Source organism: Microbacterium terricola, assembly GCF_027943945.1.
GTDB classification, from domain to species: Bacteria; Actinomycetota; Actinomycetes; order Actinomycetales; family Microbacteriaceae; genus Microbacterium; species Microbacterium terricola.
Genome location: NZ_AP027141.1, coordinates 2489308 through 2506028, shown reverse-complemented (window position 1 = coordinate 2506028; position 16721 = coordinate 2489308). Strand labels below are relative to the sequence as shown.

The window sequence follows — 16721 nt, the reverse complement described above, 5'->3', positions numbered from 1 at the left end:
ATGCGGTACATCGAGGGTGAGAAGCGGATCGTCTGGAGCGCCAGCGATCTGAAGGCAGCGGCGGAGTGCGAGTTCGCCTGGATGCGGCGGGTCGACGCACGACTCGGCCGCGTCGCGGAGGTGGTCGACCCGGAAGACCTCACGCTCGCCCGTGCCGGGACGCTCGGCACACAGCACGAGCTCCGCGTCCTCGACCGGTACATCGCGGAGTTCGGCGATCGGGTGGCGGTGATCCCGACGGCGCGTTCGGCCGATGCCGACGGCCTGGCTGCGGCGGTCGCTGCGACCGACACGGCCCTCGCCGACCCGCACATCGAGGTCATCTACCAGGCCGCGTTCGCCACCGCCGACTTCGTCGGCTTCGCCGACTTCCTGGTACGCGACCCCTCATCGCGGGCCGATGCCGACGCACCCGCGCCGTGGATCGTGCAGGACACCAAGCTCGCCCGCCACGCACGCGTCACCGCGCTCATGCAGCTGGCCGCGTACGTCGCACAGCTCGACCGGCTCGGAGTGCCGCGCGCCGACCGGGTCGAGCTGCTGCTCGGCGACGGCACCACCAGCGTGCACCAGGTCGACGACCTGCTCCCCGTCTTCACGCTCCGTCGTGCCCGGCTGCAGGCCCTCGTGGCCGACCGGCAGCTCGAGCAGGGGGCGGCGTTCCCGGCGATCGCGTGGGGCGACCCCCGCGGCGAGCTGGCGGTCGCGGCGTGCGGGCGCTGCGCGACGTGCGAGCAGGAGGTCATCGCGAGCCGCGACCTGCTGCTCGTGGCCGGCATGCGTCCGGTGCAGCGCGAGCGCCTCCGCGCCGCGGGCATCGCCACCATCGACGACCTCGCCGTGGCAGCCGCACCGCCCGAGCGGATGGGCGCAGACGCCTTCGCCTCGCTGCGCACGCAGGCGCGCCTGCAGCTGGCGAGTCGGGCGGGGGTCCCGGTGCCCGCGCCGGTGGAGCCCGCCGAGCCGGTCGCGCCGCTGCCTTCGGTGCCGACATACGAGGTCGTCGTCCCGCCCGCGCTCGCGGCGCTGCCGCGGCCCGACCGCGGCGACCTCTTCTTCGACTTCGAGGGCGACCCCCTGCACACCGAAGCGGCGCAGACGCCCCTCTGGGGAATCGACTACCTGTTCGGCTGGGTCGACGTGCACGAGCAGTACACCGCGCTGTGGGCGCATTCCTTCGCCGATGAGAAGGCCACGCTCGAGCGCTTCCTCGACATCGTGCAGCTGCAGCGGCAGCAGCATCCCGACATGCACATCTACCATTACGCGCCGTACGAGCCCTCTCACCTGCTCGCCATGGCCGCGCGGTACGGCGTGCGCGAGGCCGACGTCGACCAGCTGCTGCGCGACGGCGTGTTCGTCGACCTGTACCCCATCGTGCGCAGGGCGCTGCGGGTCGGCTCGCGCTCCTACTCGATCAAGAAGCTCGAGCCGCTGTACATGGGCGCCGACGTGCGCACGAGCGATGTGCAGAAGGGCGACGACTCGATCGTCCGATACGTCGAGGCGAGGGCGCTCGCCGACGACGGCGACGATGCCGCCGCTCAGGTGATCCTCGACGATCTCGCCGACTACAACCGCTACGACTGCGTGTCGACCCTCCGGCTGCGTGACTGGCTCGTCGACCGGGCGCGCGAGGCGGGCCTGACACCCGCGCCGAACGCCGAGCCTGACGAGAAGGGGTACGAGCCGTCTCCGCGCTCGGTCGCGCTGAACGGGCTCGCGGACGCCGTGTCCGATGAGACCGACGTGCAGGCCCTGCGACTCGGCGCGGCCGCCATCGACTACTACCCGCGGGAGTCGAAGTCCTTCTGGGCGACGCACTTCCTGCGACTGCGCGAGCCGGTGTCGCTCTGGGATGAGACCCGCGACGTGGTCGTGCTCGACCCCGAGCGCTGCCGGATCGTCGAGGACTGGCACCGCCCCGAGCAGGCGCGCACCGATCGGCGCATCCTCGAGCTGCGCGGCGAGCTCGCGCCGGGCACCCGGCTGAGTGAGGGCGGTGAGCCGTTCGCCCTGTACGAGCTGCCCGTGCCGTTCCCCTTCTCCCCTCACGCGCGCTGGATGCACGCCGACCACAGGGTGAAGGTGGTCGAGGTTCTCGATGACGGCGCGATCGTCGAGGAGACGGCGATCGAGGGCTTCACGTGGGCCGACCTTCCTCTCGCCCTCACGCCCGCCGCACCGCCGCGCGCGCTGAATCAGCAGGTCGCGATCGACGCGTGGGCCGACGCCGTCATCGACGCCGCGCCCGCGCTGCCGTCAGACCCGGCGACCGACATCCTGCGGCGACGGCCGCCGCGCACCCGCTCCGGGGGGCTCGTCCGCAACGCCGGAGACGACGTCGACGCGATCACCCGCTCGATCCTCGACCTCGACCGCAGCTATCTCGCCGTTCAGGGCCCCCCAGGCACGGGCAAGACCTACGTGGGCTCCCACGTCATCGCCCGCCTCGTGCGCGACCACGGCTACAAGGTCGGCGTCGTCGCGCAGTCGCACGCGGTGGTGGAGAACATGCTCGGACGCATCATTGACGCCGGCGTGCCGCCGGTGCAGGTCGCCAAGGCGCCGAAAGACGCCGCGGCGACGCATCCGTTCACCGTGATCCCCAAGACGGGCGTCGCGGCGTTCACCGCAGAGCACGCCCACGAGGGCTACGTGGTCGGCGGCACGGCGTGGGATTTCGCGCACGCGGGGCGCATCCCGCGCGGCAGCCTCGACCTGCTGGTCATCGACGAGGCCGGGCAGTTCTCGCTCGCCTCGACCATCGCCGTCTCGCTCGCCTCGCCGCGGCTGCTGCTCCTCGGCGACCCGCAGCAGCTCCCGCAGGTGAGTCAGGGCACCCACCCCGAACCGGTCGACACCTCGGCGCTCGGCTGGGTGATGGACGGCGCCGACGTGGTGCCGCCGGAGTTCGGCTACTTCCTCGCGCGCACCTGGCGGATGCACCCCGCGGTCGCCGAGCCGGTCTCGCAGCTGGCCTACGGGGGCGAGCTGGCCGCGCATCCGTCGACGGCGGCGCGCGAGCTCGCGGGCGTCGAACCGGGGCTGCACCCGCGGCCCCTCCGCCACCATGGCAACGCCACCTCGTCGCCCGAAGAGGCGGCGGCCGTCGTCGAGCTGGTCCGCGACCTGGTCGGGCGAGCGTGGACCGGCATCACGGTCGACGACAGCGGCGAGGTCACGCGGCTCGCGCCGCGCCCGCTCACGCCGGACGACATCATCGTGGTCACGCCGTACAACGCCCAGCAGGTGACCGTCGAGGCGGCGCTCGCAGACGCCGGGTTCCCCCGCATCCCCGTCGGCACGGTCGATCGGTTCCAGGGCCAGGAGGCGGCTGTCGCGATCGTGTCGCTGGCGGCGTCGTCGGGGCGCGACGCCCCGCGCGGCCTGGAGTTCCTGCTGCTGCGCAACCGGCTCAACGTCGCGGTGTCCCGGGCCAAGCAGGCCGCTTACCTGTTCTACTCGCCGCGTCTGCTCGACGACCTCCCGTACACGCCGGAGGGCGTCGCGCGGCTGAGCGGCTTCGCCCGCCTCACGGGCGAGGCCTGAGCCGCACCCGTCCGCGTAGACTCGCGACACCCGAGGAGGCAGCCATGACCGACGACGCACCCCGCCAGTTCGAGATCGACCTTCCGCCCGAGCTCATCGGCGGCGCCTACGCCGACTTCGCGAATGTCTGGCACACCCCGAACGTGTTCGTGATGGACTTCCTCACGCTCGCGCAGCCCGTCAGCGAGCAGATCGACCCCGAGACCGGCGAGTCGCGGACCGTCGTGCCGGCCCGGGTGGTCAGCCGCATCCGCATCCCACCGGAGCAGGTGTTCGAGCTCGCGAAGGCGCTCACCCAGCAGCTGGAGTTCTGGGAGCAGGAGACCGGCCGCCGGCAGAGCGGCGATCCCCTCCTCGACTGAGGGTCAGACGGTGCCGTACAGGCGGTCGCCGGCGTCCCCGAGTCCGGGGACGATGTAGCCCTTCTCGTTGAGTCGCTCGTCGAGCGAGCCCAGCACGAGCGTGACGTCACGGTCGCCGACCTGCGCCTCGATCGCGGCGACGCCCTCCGGCGCGCCGAGGATGCAGATCGCGGTGACGTCCTGGGCGCCGCGCGCGAACAGGAAGTCGATCGCCGCGCCCAGCGAGCCGCCGGTGGCCAGCATCGGGTCGAGGACGAAGCACTGGCGGTCGCTGAGGTCGTCGGGCAGACGCTCCGCGTACGTCGTGGGCTCGAGGGTCTCCTCGTTGCGCGCCATGCCCAGGAAGCCGACCTCCGCGGTCGGGAGCAGTTTCACCATGCCCTCGAGCATTCCGAGACCGGCACGGAGGATCGGCACCACCAGCGGGCGCGGCTCGCTGATCCGCACGCCCGTGGTCGTGGTGACCGGCGTCTGGATCTCGATCGGGCTGACCCGCACGTTCCGGGTCGCCTCGTACGCGAGCAGCGTCACCAGCTCCTCGGTGAGCTGCCGGAACACCGGCGACGGGGTGCGCTCGTCGCGCAGGACCGTCAGTTTGTGGGTGATGAGAGGGTGGTCGGCGACGTGCACACGCATACGCACAGGTTAGGGCACGCACCCGGCCTACGCTGGGGTCGTGGGACTGACCGCCTCCGAATCCGACGACGCGCTGATGGCGCGTGCCCTCGTCCTCGCTGCGGCGGCGGGCGACGACGGCGACATCCCGGTCGGCGCGGTCGTGACCGACGCGGCCGGCACGATCATCGGCGAGGGGCGGAATCTGCGCGAGGAGCACCACGACCCGACGGCGCACGCCGAGGTCGTCGCGATGCGGCAGGCCGCAGCATCCATCGGCTCATGGAATCTCGAGGGCTGCACCCTCGTGGTCACCCTCGAGCCCTGCCTGATGTGCGCGGGCGCCCTCCTGCAGGCGCGGGTGTCACGGCTCGTCTTCGGCGCGTGGGACGGGAAGGCGGGTGCTGCCGGTTCGGTCTACGACGTCGTGCGCGACCGCCGGCTCCCGGTGCGCGCCGAGGTGGTCGGCGGCGTCCGCGAGGCCGAGGGGGCGGCGCTGCTGCGCGCGTTCTTCGGCGAACGGCGCTGACCCCCGGGTCCGTTTACGGTCACGACACGCCGCTTCGAGGCTGCGCAAGACGGCGTGTCCCGTCCGTAAACGGTCCGGGGTCAGCGGGGGAGCGCGGGCAGCACCTCGGTGCCCAGGAACTCCAGGTGGGCGAGATCGCGCTGGTCGACCAGCTGGAAGTACACGCGTCGGGCGCCCAGGGCGCGCAGCCGCTCCACCTTCTCGACGATCTCGTCGCGGCCGCCCGTGATGTTCGTGTCCCCGCGGAAGCGCGCGAGGTCGTCGCCGATCGCCTCTGCGCGGCGAGCCATGACCGCGTCGCTGTCGCCGGCGATGGTCGGCAGGGCGATCGAGTACTTCAGCGACTCGGGGTCTCGGCCGATCCGCTCGCACGCGGCGCCCACGACCGTGTAGCGCTCGGCGATGACGTCCTCGGGCTGGAAGCCGACGTTGAACTCGGTCGCGAAGCGCGCCGCGAGGGCGGGCGTGCGGGTGGGACCGTTGCCGCCCACGATCACCGGGATCCGCTCCTGCACAGGCTTCGGCAGCGCGGGGGAGTCGGTCAGGGTGTAGTGCTCTCCCGCGAAGTCGAAGCTGTCGCCGACGGGCGTCTGCCACAGCCCGGTGATCACCGCCAGCTGCTCCTCCAGCATCCCGAACCGCTTCGCGGGGAACGGGATGCTGTACGCGCTGTGCTCCTCGGCGAACCACCCGGTGCCGAGGCCCAGCTCCACCCGGCCGTCGGACATCTCGTCGACCTGAGCCACCTGGATCGCGAGGATTCCGGGCTGACGGTACGTGACGGACGAGACGAGCGTGCCGAGCCGGATGCGGGAGGTCTCGCGGGCGAGGCCGGCCAGCGTCGTCCAGGCGTCCGTGGGGCCGGGCAGCGGGTCGCCCGCGCCCATGCGCAGGTAGTGGTCGGAGCGGAAGAACCCGTCGAAGCCGAGCTGCTCGGCCGCTTGGGCGAACGCCCGCTGCTCACCGTACGAGAACCCCTGCTGGGGCTCGGTGAAGATGCAGTACTCCATGGTCTCCCGGTCTCGGCCTGAGCCGCGTCGGACGGCGGTTCCGCCTCAGTCGACCGACTTGATGACGATCGACGCCGTCGAGGGCGTCGCCCGGTCGTCGAGATAGATGTCAGGCTCCAGGTAGATCACACGGGCGGTCGGCACGGCCTCGCGCACACGCGTCTCGATGGCGTTGATGTCGGCGGCCACCTCGCCGAGTGCACGGTCGGAGGCGAACCCCAGCTTGGCGGCGACGAGGAGCTCGTCCGGGCCGAGGTACAGGGTCTTGATGTGGATGAGCTTCTCGACCTCGGGGCCGGATTCGATGGCCGCCACGATCGCGGCGTGGTCTCCGATGTTCGCGCCCTCGCCGACGAGCAGGCTCTTGGTCTCGACGCCCAGCACGATCGCGACGACGATCAGCAGCGCGCCGATCAGCAGGGTGCCGATCGCGTCGAAGACGGCGTTGCCGGTGATGGCGGTCAGGCCGACGCCGAAGAGCGCGAACACCAGTCCCGTGAGCGCCGCGATGTCCTCGAGCAGCACCACCGGCAGCTCGGGGGCCTTGGAGTGACGGACGAACGAGACCCACGACTGGTCCTTGCCGCGGACGTGGTTGGACTCGCGGATCGCGGTGCGCAGCGAGAACGACTCGAGCACGATCGAGATGAGGAGCACCGAGATGGGCACCCACACGTTCTCGAGCTCGTGCGGGTGCGTCAGCTTCTCGTAGCCCTCGCGCAGGGAGAAGAGACCGCCGACGCTGAACAGGATGATCGAGACGATGAACGCGTACACGTAGCGCTCGCGTCCGTACCCGAACGGATGGTCGGCGTCGGCCGCGCGCTTCGCCTTGCGCCCGCCGGCCAGGAGCAGCAGCTGGTTGCACGAATCGGCGATCGAGTGGATCGCCTCGGCGAGCATCGAGGCGGAGCCCGACACGAACCAGGCGATGAACTTCGCCAAGGCGATGCCGAGGTTGGCCAGGAGGGCCGCGATGATCGCCTTGTTGCCGCCGGATGCACTCATGGGCTGATCCTATTGGCCCGGCGGCGCGGCGTGTCAGTCCGCCGAGCGCAGGATGATCGCCTCGGTGGGCGGAGCCACCGACGGGGGTGCGCCGATGTAGCCGATGATCGACAGGAGCGCGTGGCGGAACTCGACGGGGCGCTCCAGGTGCGGGGTGTGTCCGACGCCCTCGAGCGACACCTCGGTCACCGCACCGCCGGCATCGGCATACGCGGTCAGCACGTCACGTGTCTGCGCCACCATCGGCTGCGCGGGCGCGATCTCGGCGCCCGGCCACTCCGGGACGATGCCGAGCGAGCCCAGGTGGTTGACGTCGGAGAGCGAGGTGTCCGAGATGAGCGTGTCCGCCGTTCCGTGCACCCACAGGATCGGCGGCTTCTGGGCGAGACCGACGATCCCCGACACGTCGAAGTGCTGCGGGGAGACGGCGTTGAGGACGCCGTTGGTGCCCGCCGCGAACCCGGGCCAGCTGTCGCTCGGCACCGCGTCGCCCGGATAGTTGCCCGCTGCCGTCGAGGTCGAGAGCATCGCCTCCACCCCGAGGTCTTCCGACGGACCGGTGTAGTCGGCCGCGACGTACTCGGCCCGGAACACGCGCCGGGGCGACGTCTCCGCGTCCTCGCCGGTGTCGTGATCGATGAGACGCTGCACGAAGTCGGGGTTGGGCAGCCCTCCGCCGGTGCCCGCGTCGTCGTCGGTGAGGCGCGACCCGTCGCGGCGCGTGCCGCCGAACCCGTATGGCGAGATCGGCGCCTCCAGGGTCAGGCTGAGGGAGGGGTGGTCCAGCGCGTACTGCAGGATCACCGCGCCGCCGAGGCCCCAGCCGACGAGGTGGGCGATCTCGATCTCCAGGACGCTCAGCACCCCGTGCACGTCGTCGCTGAAGTCGCGGACGCCGCGCGTCGCATCGACGGGCGTGTGCTCGCTGTCGCCGAAGCCGCGCAGATCGAGCGCGATCACGCGGAGGTCGCCGGGCAGGTCCTGCATCGTCTCCTGCCACAGCGCCGCGGACGACAGTGCGTCGTGCACGAGGACGACCGTCCGGTCGTGCGGCGTCGCCGGGTCGTCGCCCGCGCGCTCGAGGATGCTGATGCTCAGCGTGCCGGTGTCGATGAGGCGGGTGGTGATCCCGTCGAGGAGAGCCATGTGAACGATCCTTCGCATCGCCTGAGGGCGACCGCGCCCCGGACTCCTCGACTATAACCCTCGGCCCCCGGGCGCCACCGGGCTCGCGCTCATAGGATGGACCGCATGTCGACCGACCTCGCCCTCCCGTCCATCGCGATCCTCGGCGCCGGCTCGATGGGCGGTGCGATCCTGCACGGTCTGGTCACCTCCGGCCTCGCCGGGGCGGGCCTGACGGCCACGAACCGCTCGGCGGCGAAGGCGGCCGAGCTCGCCGACCTGGCCGGGGTCACCAGCGTCGCGCTGGAGGAGCACCCCGACGCCAACACGGCGGCAGCGGCATCCGCCGACATCGTGCTCATCGGGGTGAAGCCGGCAATGGTTCCCGACCTGCTCCGCGAGATCGCGGCGGTGCTGCGGCCGGGAACGCTCGTCGTGAGCCTCGCGGCCGGTGTCACGATCTCGACGTTCGAGGGCATTCTCGGCGCCGAGATCCCCGTGCTGCGCTCGATGCCGAACACCCCCGCGCTGGTCGGGCGTGCGGTCACCGGCCTCGCGGCCAGCGCGAGCACGAGCGAGGCCGATCTCGCGCTCGTCCAGCGCCTGTTCCAGACGGTCGGCACCGTCATCACGGTCGACGAGAGCCAGATCGACGCGCTCTCGACGATCTCGGGCTCCGGTCCTGCGTACGTGTACTTCCTGATCGAGGAGTTCGCCAAGGCGGCAGTCGACAAGGGGTTCACCGAGGAGCAGGCGCGCCTCATGACCGAGCAGACCCTCATCGGCGCCGCCGCACTGCTCGAGGCCTCGGGCGAGGAGCCCGCCGAGCTGCGTCGCCGCGTGACGAGCCCGAAGGGCACCACCGAGCGGGCTATCGGCGTGCTCGAGAAGGCGCGCCTGGAGGGCATCTTCACCGAGGCGACGGATGCTGCGCTGGCCCGCGCGAAAGAGCTCGCCGCCGGAGCGTAGGCGACGCCGGCGAGCGACGGTTGTCGAGTAGGCGCGCAGCGGCGTATCGAGACACGCCGCCGGCGGCTGATCAGCGATCGAGGGCGGCGAAGCGCTCGATGTCGCTGTTGGTGCCCGACACGATGATCAGGTCGTGGTTGGTCACGACGGTCTGAGCCTCGGCATAGCGGAACGGCTTGCCGGGGCTCTTCACGCCGACGACGGTGACGTTGTACTTCGTGCGCACGCCCGACTCGTTCAGGCCCACGCCGCGGATGAACTTCGGCGGGTACATCTTCGCCAGCACGAAATCGTCGTCGAAGCGGATGAAGTCCAGCATCCGTCCGCTCACGAGGTGCGCGACGCGCTCGCCGGCCTCCCGCTCGGGGTAGATCACGTGGTTCGCGCCGACGCGGGCGAGGATCTTGCCGTGCGACTGGGAGACGGCCTTGGCCCAGATCTGCGGCACCTTCAGGTCGACGAGGTTCGCGGTGATGAGCACGGATGCTTCGATCGACGAGCCCACGGCGACCACGGCAACCTGGAAGTCCTGCGCGCCGATCTGCTTCAGCGCGTCGATGTTCTTCGCGTCGGCCTGAACGGTGTGGGTGACCCGCTCTGACCACTTCTGCACGAGTTCGAGGCTCTCGTCGATCGCGAGCACGTCTCGATCGAGCCGGTCGAGTTCGCCGGCGCACGCGGCGCCGAAGCGCCCCAGTCCGATCACCAGGACGGGCGCATCGCCCCTGATCTGCTCAACCAACGATCGGCCTTTCCACCGGCAGCGAGTAGAGCTGCGAACGGTTCGTCGCGGCCACGGCCGCGGCCAGAGTCACTGTACCAACGCGGCCCATGAACATCGTCAGCGCCATGACGTAGACGGCGGGGTCGGGCAGCTCCGCGGTCAGACCGGTGGACAGCCCGACGGTGGCGAACCCCGAGATCACGTCGAAGAGCACGTCCTCGACGGGGGCTTTCGTGATCTGCGCGACTGCGATCGTCGAGAGTGCCACGATCGTCGCGCCCCAGGCGACGACCGACAGCGCCACGCGCTGCACGTCGCTCGGGACGCGGCGGCCGAACACCTCCACCGACTGGCGGCCCTTGGCCTCCGCGACCACGGCGAGCGCGAGGATCGCGAGGGTGGTGACCTTGATGCCGCCGGCCGTCGAGGCCGAGCCGCCGCCGACGAACATGAGCATCGACCCGACGACGAGGCTCGAGCCGTGCAGGTCGCCGATGTCGATGACCGAGAACCCGCCTGACCGCGTCATCGCCGAGAGGAAGAACGCCTGGAACGTGGTGTCCCACGCGTCCATGCTCCCGAACGTCGCGGGGTTGTCGTATTCGAGCAGGACGAAGACGCCCGCGCCGATCACGAACAGTGCGGTCGTCGTGATGAGCGTCAGCTTCGCGTGCAGCGACCAGCGGCGGACGTGCCACTGGTGGCGCCAGAGCGCGAAGATGACCGGGAAGCCGATCGAGCCGAGGAAGACGCCCGTCATCAGCACGGTCAGCAGGAAGTAGTCGTCGCCGAACGGCGTCAGCCCGCCCGCGTTCGGCACGAAGCCGGTGTTCGTGAACGACATGGCGGCGTAGTACGGGGCTTCCCAGAGGGCGGTGAGCGGGTCGACGCCGGCCAGGACCAGGGAGGGATACAGCAGGACCACGAGCCCGGCCTCGATCACCAGGGTCGACAGGGCGACCGTGACGAGCAGCTGGCCGACCTCGCCGAGCCGCACGGTCTGGCCCTCGTTCACCGGCCCGCCGTGCACGCGCATGGGGTTCGAGTCCCCGGCGGCGATCAGCTTCGCCCGCAGGCCGAGGCGCTTGGAGATCACCAGTCCGAGGATCGACGCGAGGGTGAGCACGCCGAGCGCGCCGACATTCACGCCGATGTACGTGATCAGGTGGCCGAGCGGCGACCAGTGCGAGTACATGTCGACGGTCGACAGGCCGGTGACGCAGATCGTGGACACCGCGGTGAACAGGGCGTCCGCGAACGGGGTGCGCTGCCCGTCTGCCGCCGCGGCCGGCAGCGAGTACAGGCCGGTGAAGATGAGGATGAGGGTGACGAAGATGCCGACGGCGAACCGTGAAGGGGAGTTCGTGGTCAGGTCGCGAATATCATCCCGGAGCCGCGCCAACCGGGCCCGCAGGCTCTTCCCCGCGCGCCGCCCGAAGGGGTCGGACGTCATTCTTCGGCTGCCTTTCGCTCCGGCGATCCCCGTCATGGTACTCCGCAGGGGGCGCGGCTAACCTAAGCACATGGCGGACATCTTCGACGTGATCGCGGACGGCACGCGCCGCGACATCCTGCACCTCCTGCTCGAGCGCTCTTCCGCCACCACCGGGGGTACGAGCGTCTCGCACATCGTGCAGGAGCTCGGCGTCAGTCAGCCGACGGTGTCCAAGCACCTCAAGGTCCTGCGCGAGGCGCAGCTCGTCTCCGTGCGCGAGGAGGGCCAGCACCGCTACTACAGCCTGTCGGCGGAGCCGCTGGACGAGGTGGACGACTGGCTCGTGCCGTTCCTCGTCGACGACGAGGCGGATGCTGCTGCCGCCGCCTCGGGCTCGACGCTGCCGGAGTCGGCAGCGCAGGCGGCCGACGCGGTCGGGCGCGCCGCCGCATCCGTGTCGCACGTCGTGCAGACGGCGCTGCGCAAGCTCCCCGGACGGTAGTCAGCGGGCGGTCTCGCGGCGGAACAGCCACGCGCCCCAGCCGACGGCCACGGCGAGGATCAGGGCGCACCAGCCCAGCGCCCACCAGGGCGCTGTGCCCATCGGGGTGCCCATGAGGAGGCCGCGGAGGGTCTCGATGATCGGGGTCACCGGCTGGTGCTCTGCGATCCACTGCAGCCAGGACGGGAGCGTCTCGACCGGGACGAACGCGCTGGAGAGGTAGGGCAGGAAGAGCAGGATGAAGCCGTATCCGCTGGCCGCCTCCGGGCTGCCCGCGGCGAGGCCGATCGCGGCGAAGAGGTACGTGATCGCGAGGATGTACAGCGCCACGAGGCCGATCGCGGCGATCCAGCCCGCCGCATCGGCCGTCGGCCTGAAGCCGACCAGGAGCGCGACGCCGATCACGACGCCGGTCGCGAGCAGGTTGCGCAGCAGGCTCGCGACGACATGGCCGGTGAGCACCGCGCCGGCGCGCAGCGGCATCGTGCGGAACCGGTCGATGATGCCGGTCTTCATGTCGTTGGCGACGTACACGGCCGTCGAGGAGGCGCCGAAGCCGGCGCACAGCAGGATGATGCCCGGCACGACGTAGTCGACGTAGCCGCCGCTCGGATCGAGCGCCCCGCCGAACACGAACGTGAACAGGAGCATGAGTATCACCGGCAGCATGATCGCCATCAGCAGCGATTCGCCGTCGCGGAGCGAGTGGCGCAGGCTCCGGCCGATGAACACGGTCTCGGCCGTGATGCCGGTGATCCCCGGGCGGAGCGCGGGAGTGAGAGCGGTCATGCGGACCTCCGTGAGTCGAGGGCGGTGGCTCCGCCGGTGAGGGCGAGGAACACGTCGTCGAGGGTCGGGCGGCGGATGCTGATCACGCCCGCGTCGTCGCCGAAGGCGTCCAGCGCGCGGCGGATGTCGGCGGCGGTGCCGTCGGTGTGGGCCTCGTGCAGGAGCATCCCGTCGGCATCGCGCAGCTCGACGACGTCGGCACCCGCTCGCGCCTTCAGCTCGGCGGGCGTTCCTCCGGCGACGAGGCGCCCGCCGTCGAGGACGGCGATGCGGTCGGCGAGACGGTCGGCCTCCTCGAGGTACTGGGTGGTGAGGAACACCGTGGTGCCTTCGGAGGCGAGCTCGCGGATGACGTCCCAGAGCTCGCGACGGCTCCGGGTGTCGAGCCCGGTGGTGGGCTCGTCGAGGAAGAGCACCTGGGGCGTCACCACGAAGCTGAGCGCGAGATCCAGGCGTCGGCGCATGCCGCCGGAGTAGGTGCCGACGCGCCGTGCGGCGGCGTCGGCGAGGTCGAACCGGTCGAGCAGCTCATCGGCGCGATCGCGCGCCCGGCGGGGAGTGAGCCCCGAGAGCCTGCCCAGCATGACCAGGTTCTCGGTGCCGGTGAGCACCTCGTCGACCGCCGCGGACTGGCCGGTGAGGCTGATCCGCTGTGCGACGCCGCGCGGGTCGGCGACGACGTCGACCCCGCCGACCGTCGCCGTGCCGCCATCGGGTCGCACGAGGGTGGTGAGGATGCCGATCGTCGTGGTCTTGCCCGCGCCATTGGGGCCGAGCAGGGCGAAGACCTCGCCGGCGGCGACGGTCAGGTCGAGGCCGTCCAGCACGGACTGTCCGCCGTAGGCCTTGCGCAGGCCCCTGGTCTCGATCGCGTGCATGGTCGCTCCTCCTGACTGTGTACGTCCCAAACTGTTTATGACCTTAACACACCGTTTAGGTTCTACGCAGTCCTAGGATGAGGGCATGGCAGAAGCTGACGACGTCGAACTGCCGCGCGGGATCGCGCTGGCCTGGGGCGTGGCCGCGAATCCGCAGCGCGGCCCCAAGCGCGAGATGAGCGTCGAACAGATCGTCGACGCGGCGGTCGAGATCGCCGACGCCGAGGGGCTCGCGGCGGTGTCCATGGCGGGAGTCGCGGCGCGGCTCGGCTACACGCCCATGTCGCTGTACCGCTACGTGAGCGCGAAGGACGATCTCGTGCTCCTGATGCACGAGGACGCCACCGGAGCGCCGCCTGAGTCCGTCCGCGAGGCCGACGGCTGGCGTGCGGGGCTCGAGGAGCTCTACCGCGCCCAGCTGGCGTCGTATCACCGGCATCCCTGGGTGCTCGACGTGGCGATCACCGGGTCGCCGCTGACGCCGAACGGCGCTGCCTGGATGGATGCGGGACTGCGCATCCTCGCCGACACACCCCTCACGCACGACGAGCGGATGACGGTGATCCTGCTCGTGACCGGTGCCGCGCGATGGGCGGGCATCGTGGCGGCAGGCTACGCGCGGTCGATGCGCGAGACCGGAGCCGATGCGGCGGAGATCACCCGCCGCGAGGATGCGCTGTTCCGACAGCTCGTGAGCGCCGACTCCTACCCCGATCTGCGCGCCGCGGTGGACGCGGGCGTCTTCGTCGCCGACCGCGACCCGTTCGCGGAGGGGCTGCGGATCAGCCTCGACGGTGTCGCGGACTACATCGCCGACGCAGACGGACGCCGGAAGAGCGGGGCCGTGCCCGCCCGCGCGCTGTTCGAGGAAGAGGATGCGGCGATCGCCGGGGACAAGCGCTACCGCGAGGCGCAGCGTGCCCAGCGCGATGCGGAGAAGCAGCTGCGCGACGCCCGGAAGGTCGTGCGCCAGGTGGCGCGAGAGGCTCGGGAGAGGTCACGCGCGGATTCTCGGTGAGATCACAGCAGTCACAGAGGTTTACACGCGTCGCGCGCACCACATAGAGTGTGGCTGAGCAACATCCGGGGATTGTAAGGGACATCGAGATGGCCGAGCTGCCAGACGTGCGCTTTCTGACCGTGGCCGAGGTCGCGGAGTTGATGCGCGTGTCGAAGATGACGGTCTACCGTCTCGTGCACGCCGGCGAGCTTCCCGCCGTGCGCTTCGGCCGCAGCTATCGGGTGCCCGAGACGGCCGTCACAGAGGCCCTGCAACGTCCTATCGCCGACGTCGGCTAGACTGGACCGAGGCATTTCTGCAAGTGCCTGATCCCGGGCGCGGACGATCCGCGCCCAGACCCCTGACGTAGTGAGGTTTTCCGTGGGTTCTGTCATCAAGAAGCGCCGCAAGCGCATGGCGAAGAAGAAGCACCGCAAGCTGCTTCGCAAGACGCGCCACCAGCGCCGCAACAAGAAGTAAGCGGCGTCCATCACCAAGCGCCCCCGGCGGCTCATGGACCCTGGTCCACGGGTTCGTCGAAGGGGGCGCTTCGTGCATCCATCCGGCAGGAGTGAGTCATGAAGTCCATCACCGTGCAGCAGCTGCGCGAGAGCAGCGGCGTCCCCCTGATCGACGTCCGTGAGGTCGACGAGTTCGCCGCCGGGCACGTGCCGGGTGCGGTGAACCTGCCGATGTCGACGATCGGCGAGCACCTCGATGAGCTGCCGGACGGCGAGTTCCACGTCATCTGTCAGATCGGCGGCCGCTCCGGTCGCGTGGTCGAGGCGCTCACCGTGCGCGGGCACGACGCGGTCAACGTCGACGGCGGCACCGCGGAATGGGTGGCCGCTGGGCTGCCCACCGAACGCTGAAATAAGGTGGAGGGGTGACCACCCTCACCCTCATCGGGAAGCCGGACTGCCACCTCTGCGATGTGGCACGCGAGGTCGTCGAGACCGTCGTGGCCGATCTGCCCGAGGACGCCGTCGAGGTCGACGAGCGCTCGATCGCCGACGAGCCCGAGCTCTACGCGCTCTGGTGGGAGAAGATCCCGGTGGTCCTCATCGACGGCCGGCTCCACGCGCATTGGCGCGTATCGCCGGAACGGCTGCGCGCCGCACTCAGTCAGGAGCTCTCCGCATGATCCGCCACATCGTCGCCTTCACCCTCGCCGCGGAAGACCCGGCGGTCCGCGCCGAGCAGGCCGCAGAGGCCGCGCGGCAGCTCAACGCCCTCCTCGGGGTGGTGCCGACGCTGCGCACCATGACGGCGGGGGCGAACACCCTCGCACTCGGCACGAACTGGGATCTCGCGCTCGTCGCCGATTTCGACGACGAGGCCGGGCTGGACGCCTACCAGGTGCATCCGCAGCACCAGGAGGTCGTCGCCTACATCGGGTCGATCCGCAAGGAGCGGATCGCGGTCGACTTCGAGCTCTGAGTCAGGCGGCGAGCCGGGCGCGCAGCGCCGCGAGCTCCGCGTCGGTGAGACCGCCGGAGCGCAGGTAGCCCTCGGCGCCGCCGTGCTCGGCGTCGATCCAGGCGAGCGCGTGCGCGATGGCCGCCGCAGGCGTGCCGGTCACCAGTTCCCGCAGACCCGGCGTGAGGGGTGCGCCCATCCGCTCGACGGTGGCGAGCATCGCGTCGGCCCACGGCCCCGCGAGGTTGGTCTCACTTGCCGCGTAGTCCGCCACCACGGCGGCGCGGTCGGCGCCGACCGCCTCGAGCATCAGCGCGGTGGCGACACCCGTGCGGTCCTTGCCGGCTGTGCAGTGCACCAGCACGGCGGTCGGGGCGTCGTCAGTGGACGCCGCGATGAGTCGCGCGACCTCGGCGAACGCCGTGGCGCCGTGCTGCAGCATCCCGACGTACAGCTCGCCGAGGGTGGGAAGATGCGCCATCGCCTGCGCGAGGAGGGCGGGGTCGGTCGCACCGCTGCGCATGAGGTCCTGCGCCATGCCGGACATCGCCCCCTCGAGGATGGACAGCTCGACCACCTGGAATGGGCGCCCGTCGGGCAGGAGGTCGGGAGCCATCGCGCGCTCCGCGGGCGTGCGGAAGTCCACGACGACGCCGATCGGGGTGTCGGCGAGGGCGGCCAGGCCGGCCGGGGTGAGCGCGCCCAGCGCGTCGGAGCGGAACAGGACACCCGGCCGCGTGGCGCCGCCGCCGGTCAGCGGCATGCCGCCCGTGTCGCGGAAGTTGTGGGTGCCCTCGAGCACGG

20 protein-coding genes are annotated in these 16721 nt (G+C 70.9%); 11 read left to right on the top strand and 9 right to left on the bottom strand.

Annotation, left to right across the window (positions count from 1 at the left end):
• Together Microterr_RS11955 and Microterr_RS11950 are read left to right on the top strand one after the other, a co-directional pair.
• Complete coding sequence (locus Microterr_RS11955) at positions 1–3552, top strand: TM0106 family RecB-like putative nuclease (RefSeq protein ID WP_263797716.1); 3552 nt, start codon at positions 1–3, stop codon at positions 3550–3552.
• 44 nt (positions 3553–3596) lie between these two features.
• Positions 3597–3914, top strand: a complete 318-nt coding sequence (locus Microterr_RS11950) for a DUF3467 domain-containing protein (RefSeq protein WP_263797717.1) — start codon at positions 3597–3599, stop codon at positions 3912–3914.
• A 3-nt stretch (positions 3915–3917) separates the two neighbouring features.
• On the opposite strand, the gene upp is transcribed toward Microterr_RS11950, so the two are convergent.
• Positions 3918–4550 carry a uracil phosphoribosyltransferase gene (upp, locus tag Microterr_RS11945; RefSeq protein WP_263797718.1) on the bottom strand — a complete coding sequence of 211 codons (633 nt, stop codon included), beginning with the start codon at positions 4548–4550 and terminating at the stop codon, positions 3918–3920.
• Positions 4551–4590: 40 nt separating this feature from the next.
• On the opposite strand from upp, the gene Microterr_RS11940 reads away from it, so the two are divergent.
• The gene (locus Microterr_RS11940; RefSeq protein WP_404810179.1) at positions 4591–5058 is read left to right on the top strand and encodes a nucleoside deaminase; all 468 of its coding nucleotides are present in this window, start codon (positions 4591–4593) and stop codon (positions 5056–5058) included.
• Between the two features lie 80 nt (positions 5059–5138).
• Here Microterr_RS11940 and Microterr_RS11935 read toward each other — a convergent pair whose 3' ends face one another.
• The 3 genes from Microterr_RS11935 to Microterr_RS11925 are packed head-to-tail and all read right to left on the bottom strand — an operon-like array spanning position 5139 to position 8222.
• Positions 5139–6068: an LLM class F420-dependent oxidoreductase gene (locus Microterr_RS11935; protein ID WP_263797719.1), complete on the bottom strand. Its 930-nt coding sequence runs from the start codon at positions 6066–6068 to the stop codon at positions 5139–5141.
• A 45-nt stretch (positions 6069–6113) separates the two neighbouring features.
• Complete coding sequence (locus Microterr_RS11930; RefSeq protein ID WP_263797720.1) at positions 6114–7076, bottom strand: cation diffusion facilitator family transporter; 963 nt, start codon at positions 7074–7076, stop codon at positions 6114–6116.
• Between the two features lie 33 nt (positions 7077–7109).
• Entirely contained in the window at positions 7110–8222 is a 1113-nt protein-coding gene (locus Microterr_RS11925) for an alpha/beta hydrolase (protein WP_263797721.1), read from the bottom strand.
• 105 nt (positions 8223–8327) lie between these two features.
• On the opposite strand from Microterr_RS11925, the gene proC reads away from it, so the two are divergent.
• Complete coding sequence (gene proC / locus Microterr_RS11920) at positions 8328–9170, top strand: pyrroline-5-carboxylate reductase (RefSeq protein WP_404810180.1); 843 nt, start codon at positions 8328–8330, stop codon at positions 9168–9170.
• A gap of 70 nt (positions 9171–9240) precedes the next feature.
• Here the strand turns inward: proC and Microterr_RS11915 are convergent, their stop codons facing one another.
• Together Microterr_RS11915 and Microterr_RS11910 are read right to left on the bottom strand one after the other, a co-directional pair.
• Positions 9241–9912, bottom strand: coding sequence for a potassium channel family protein (locus tag Microterr_RS11915; RefSeq protein WP_263797723.1), 672 nt, complete (start codon positions 9910–9912; stop codon positions 9241–9243).
• Positions 9905–11347, bottom strand: coding sequence for a TrkH family potassium uptake protein (locus Microterr_RS11910; protein ID WP_263797724.1), 1443 nt, complete (start codon positions 11345–11347; stop codon positions 9905–9907). The genes Microterr_RS11915 and Microterr_RS11910 overlap by 8 nt, the downstream gene beginning before the upstream one ends.
• Before the next feature lie 70 nt (positions 11348–11417).
• On the opposite strand from Microterr_RS11910, the gene Microterr_RS11905 reads away from it, so the two are divergent.
• Complete coding sequence (locus Microterr_RS11905; protein WP_263797725.1) at positions 11418–11831, top strand: ArsR/SmtB family transcription factor; 414 nt, start codon at positions 11418–11420, stop codon at positions 11829–11831.
• Here the strand turns inward: Microterr_RS11905 and Microterr_RS11900 are convergent, their stop codons facing one another.
• Complete coding sequence (locus Microterr_RS11900; protein WP_263797726.1) at positions 11832–12620, bottom strand: ABC transporter permease; 789 nt, start codon at positions 12618–12620, stop codon at positions 11832–11834.
• A complete protein-coding gene (locus tag Microterr_RS11895; protein ID WP_263797727.1) occupies positions 12617–13498 on the bottom strand; it encodes an ATP-binding cassette domain-containing protein in 882 nt (293 codons plus the stop codon). The genes Microterr_RS11900 and Microterr_RS11895 overlap by 4 nt, the downstream gene beginning before the upstream one ends.
• A gap of 85 nt (positions 13499–13583) precedes the next feature.
• Here Microterr_RS11895 and Microterr_RS11890 point away from each other — a divergent pair, with 85 nt between their 5' ends.
• From Microterr_RS11890 to Microterr_RS11865, 6 genes are all read left to right on the top strand, one after another.
• Positions 13584–14516 carry a TetR/AcrR family transcriptional regulator gene (locus Microterr_RS11890; protein ID WP_263797728.1) on the top strand — a complete coding sequence of 311 codons (933 nt, stop codon included), beginning with the start codon at positions 13584–13586 and terminating at the stop codon, positions 14514–14516.
• Between the two features lie 89 nt (positions 14517–14605).
• The gene (locus Microterr_RS11885) at positions 14606–14797 is read left to right on the top strand and encodes a helix-turn-helix domain-containing protein (RefSeq protein WP_263797729.1); all 192 of its coding nucleotides are present in this window, start codon (positions 14606–14608) and stop codon (positions 14795–14797) included.
• Positions 14798–14879: 82 nt separating this feature from the next.
• Positions 14880–14978, top strand: coding sequence for a 30S ribosomal protein bS22 (locus Microterr_RS11880; protein ID WP_003792170.1), 99 nt, complete (start codon positions 14880–14882; stop codon positions 14976–14978).
• Positions 14979–15076: 98 nt separating this feature from the next.
• Positions 15077–15370 carry a rhodanese-like domain-containing protein gene (locus Microterr_RS11875; protein ID WP_263797730.1) on the top strand — a complete coding sequence of 98 codons (294 nt, stop codon included), beginning with the start codon at positions 15077–15079 and terminating at the stop codon, positions 15368–15370.
• A 14-nt stretch (positions 15371–15384) separates the two neighbouring features.
• On the top strand, positions 15385–15642 hold the full coding sequence (locus Microterr_RS11870; RefSeq protein WP_263797731.1) for a glutaredoxin family protein: 258 nt from the start codon (positions 15385–15387) through the stop codon (positions 15640–15642).
• Positions 15639–15938 (top strand): Dabb family protein, encoded by a 300-nt coding sequence (locus tag Microterr_RS11865; RefSeq protein WP_263797732.1) that lies wholly within the window; start codon positions 15639–15641, stop codon positions 15936–15938. Before Microterr_RS11870 ends, Microterr_RS11865 begins: the two co-directional genes overlap by 4 nt.
• 1 nt (position 15939) lies before the next feature.
• Here Microterr_RS11865 and Microterr_RS11860 read toward each other — a convergent pair whose 3' ends face one another.
• Positions 15940–16719 carry a tyrosine-protein phosphatase gene (locus tag Microterr_RS11860; RefSeq protein WP_263797733.1) on the bottom strand — a complete coding sequence of 260 codons (780 nt, stop codon included), beginning with the start codon at positions 16717–16719 and terminating at the stop codon, positions 15940–15942.
• Positions 16720–16721: the final 2 nt, after the last annotated feature.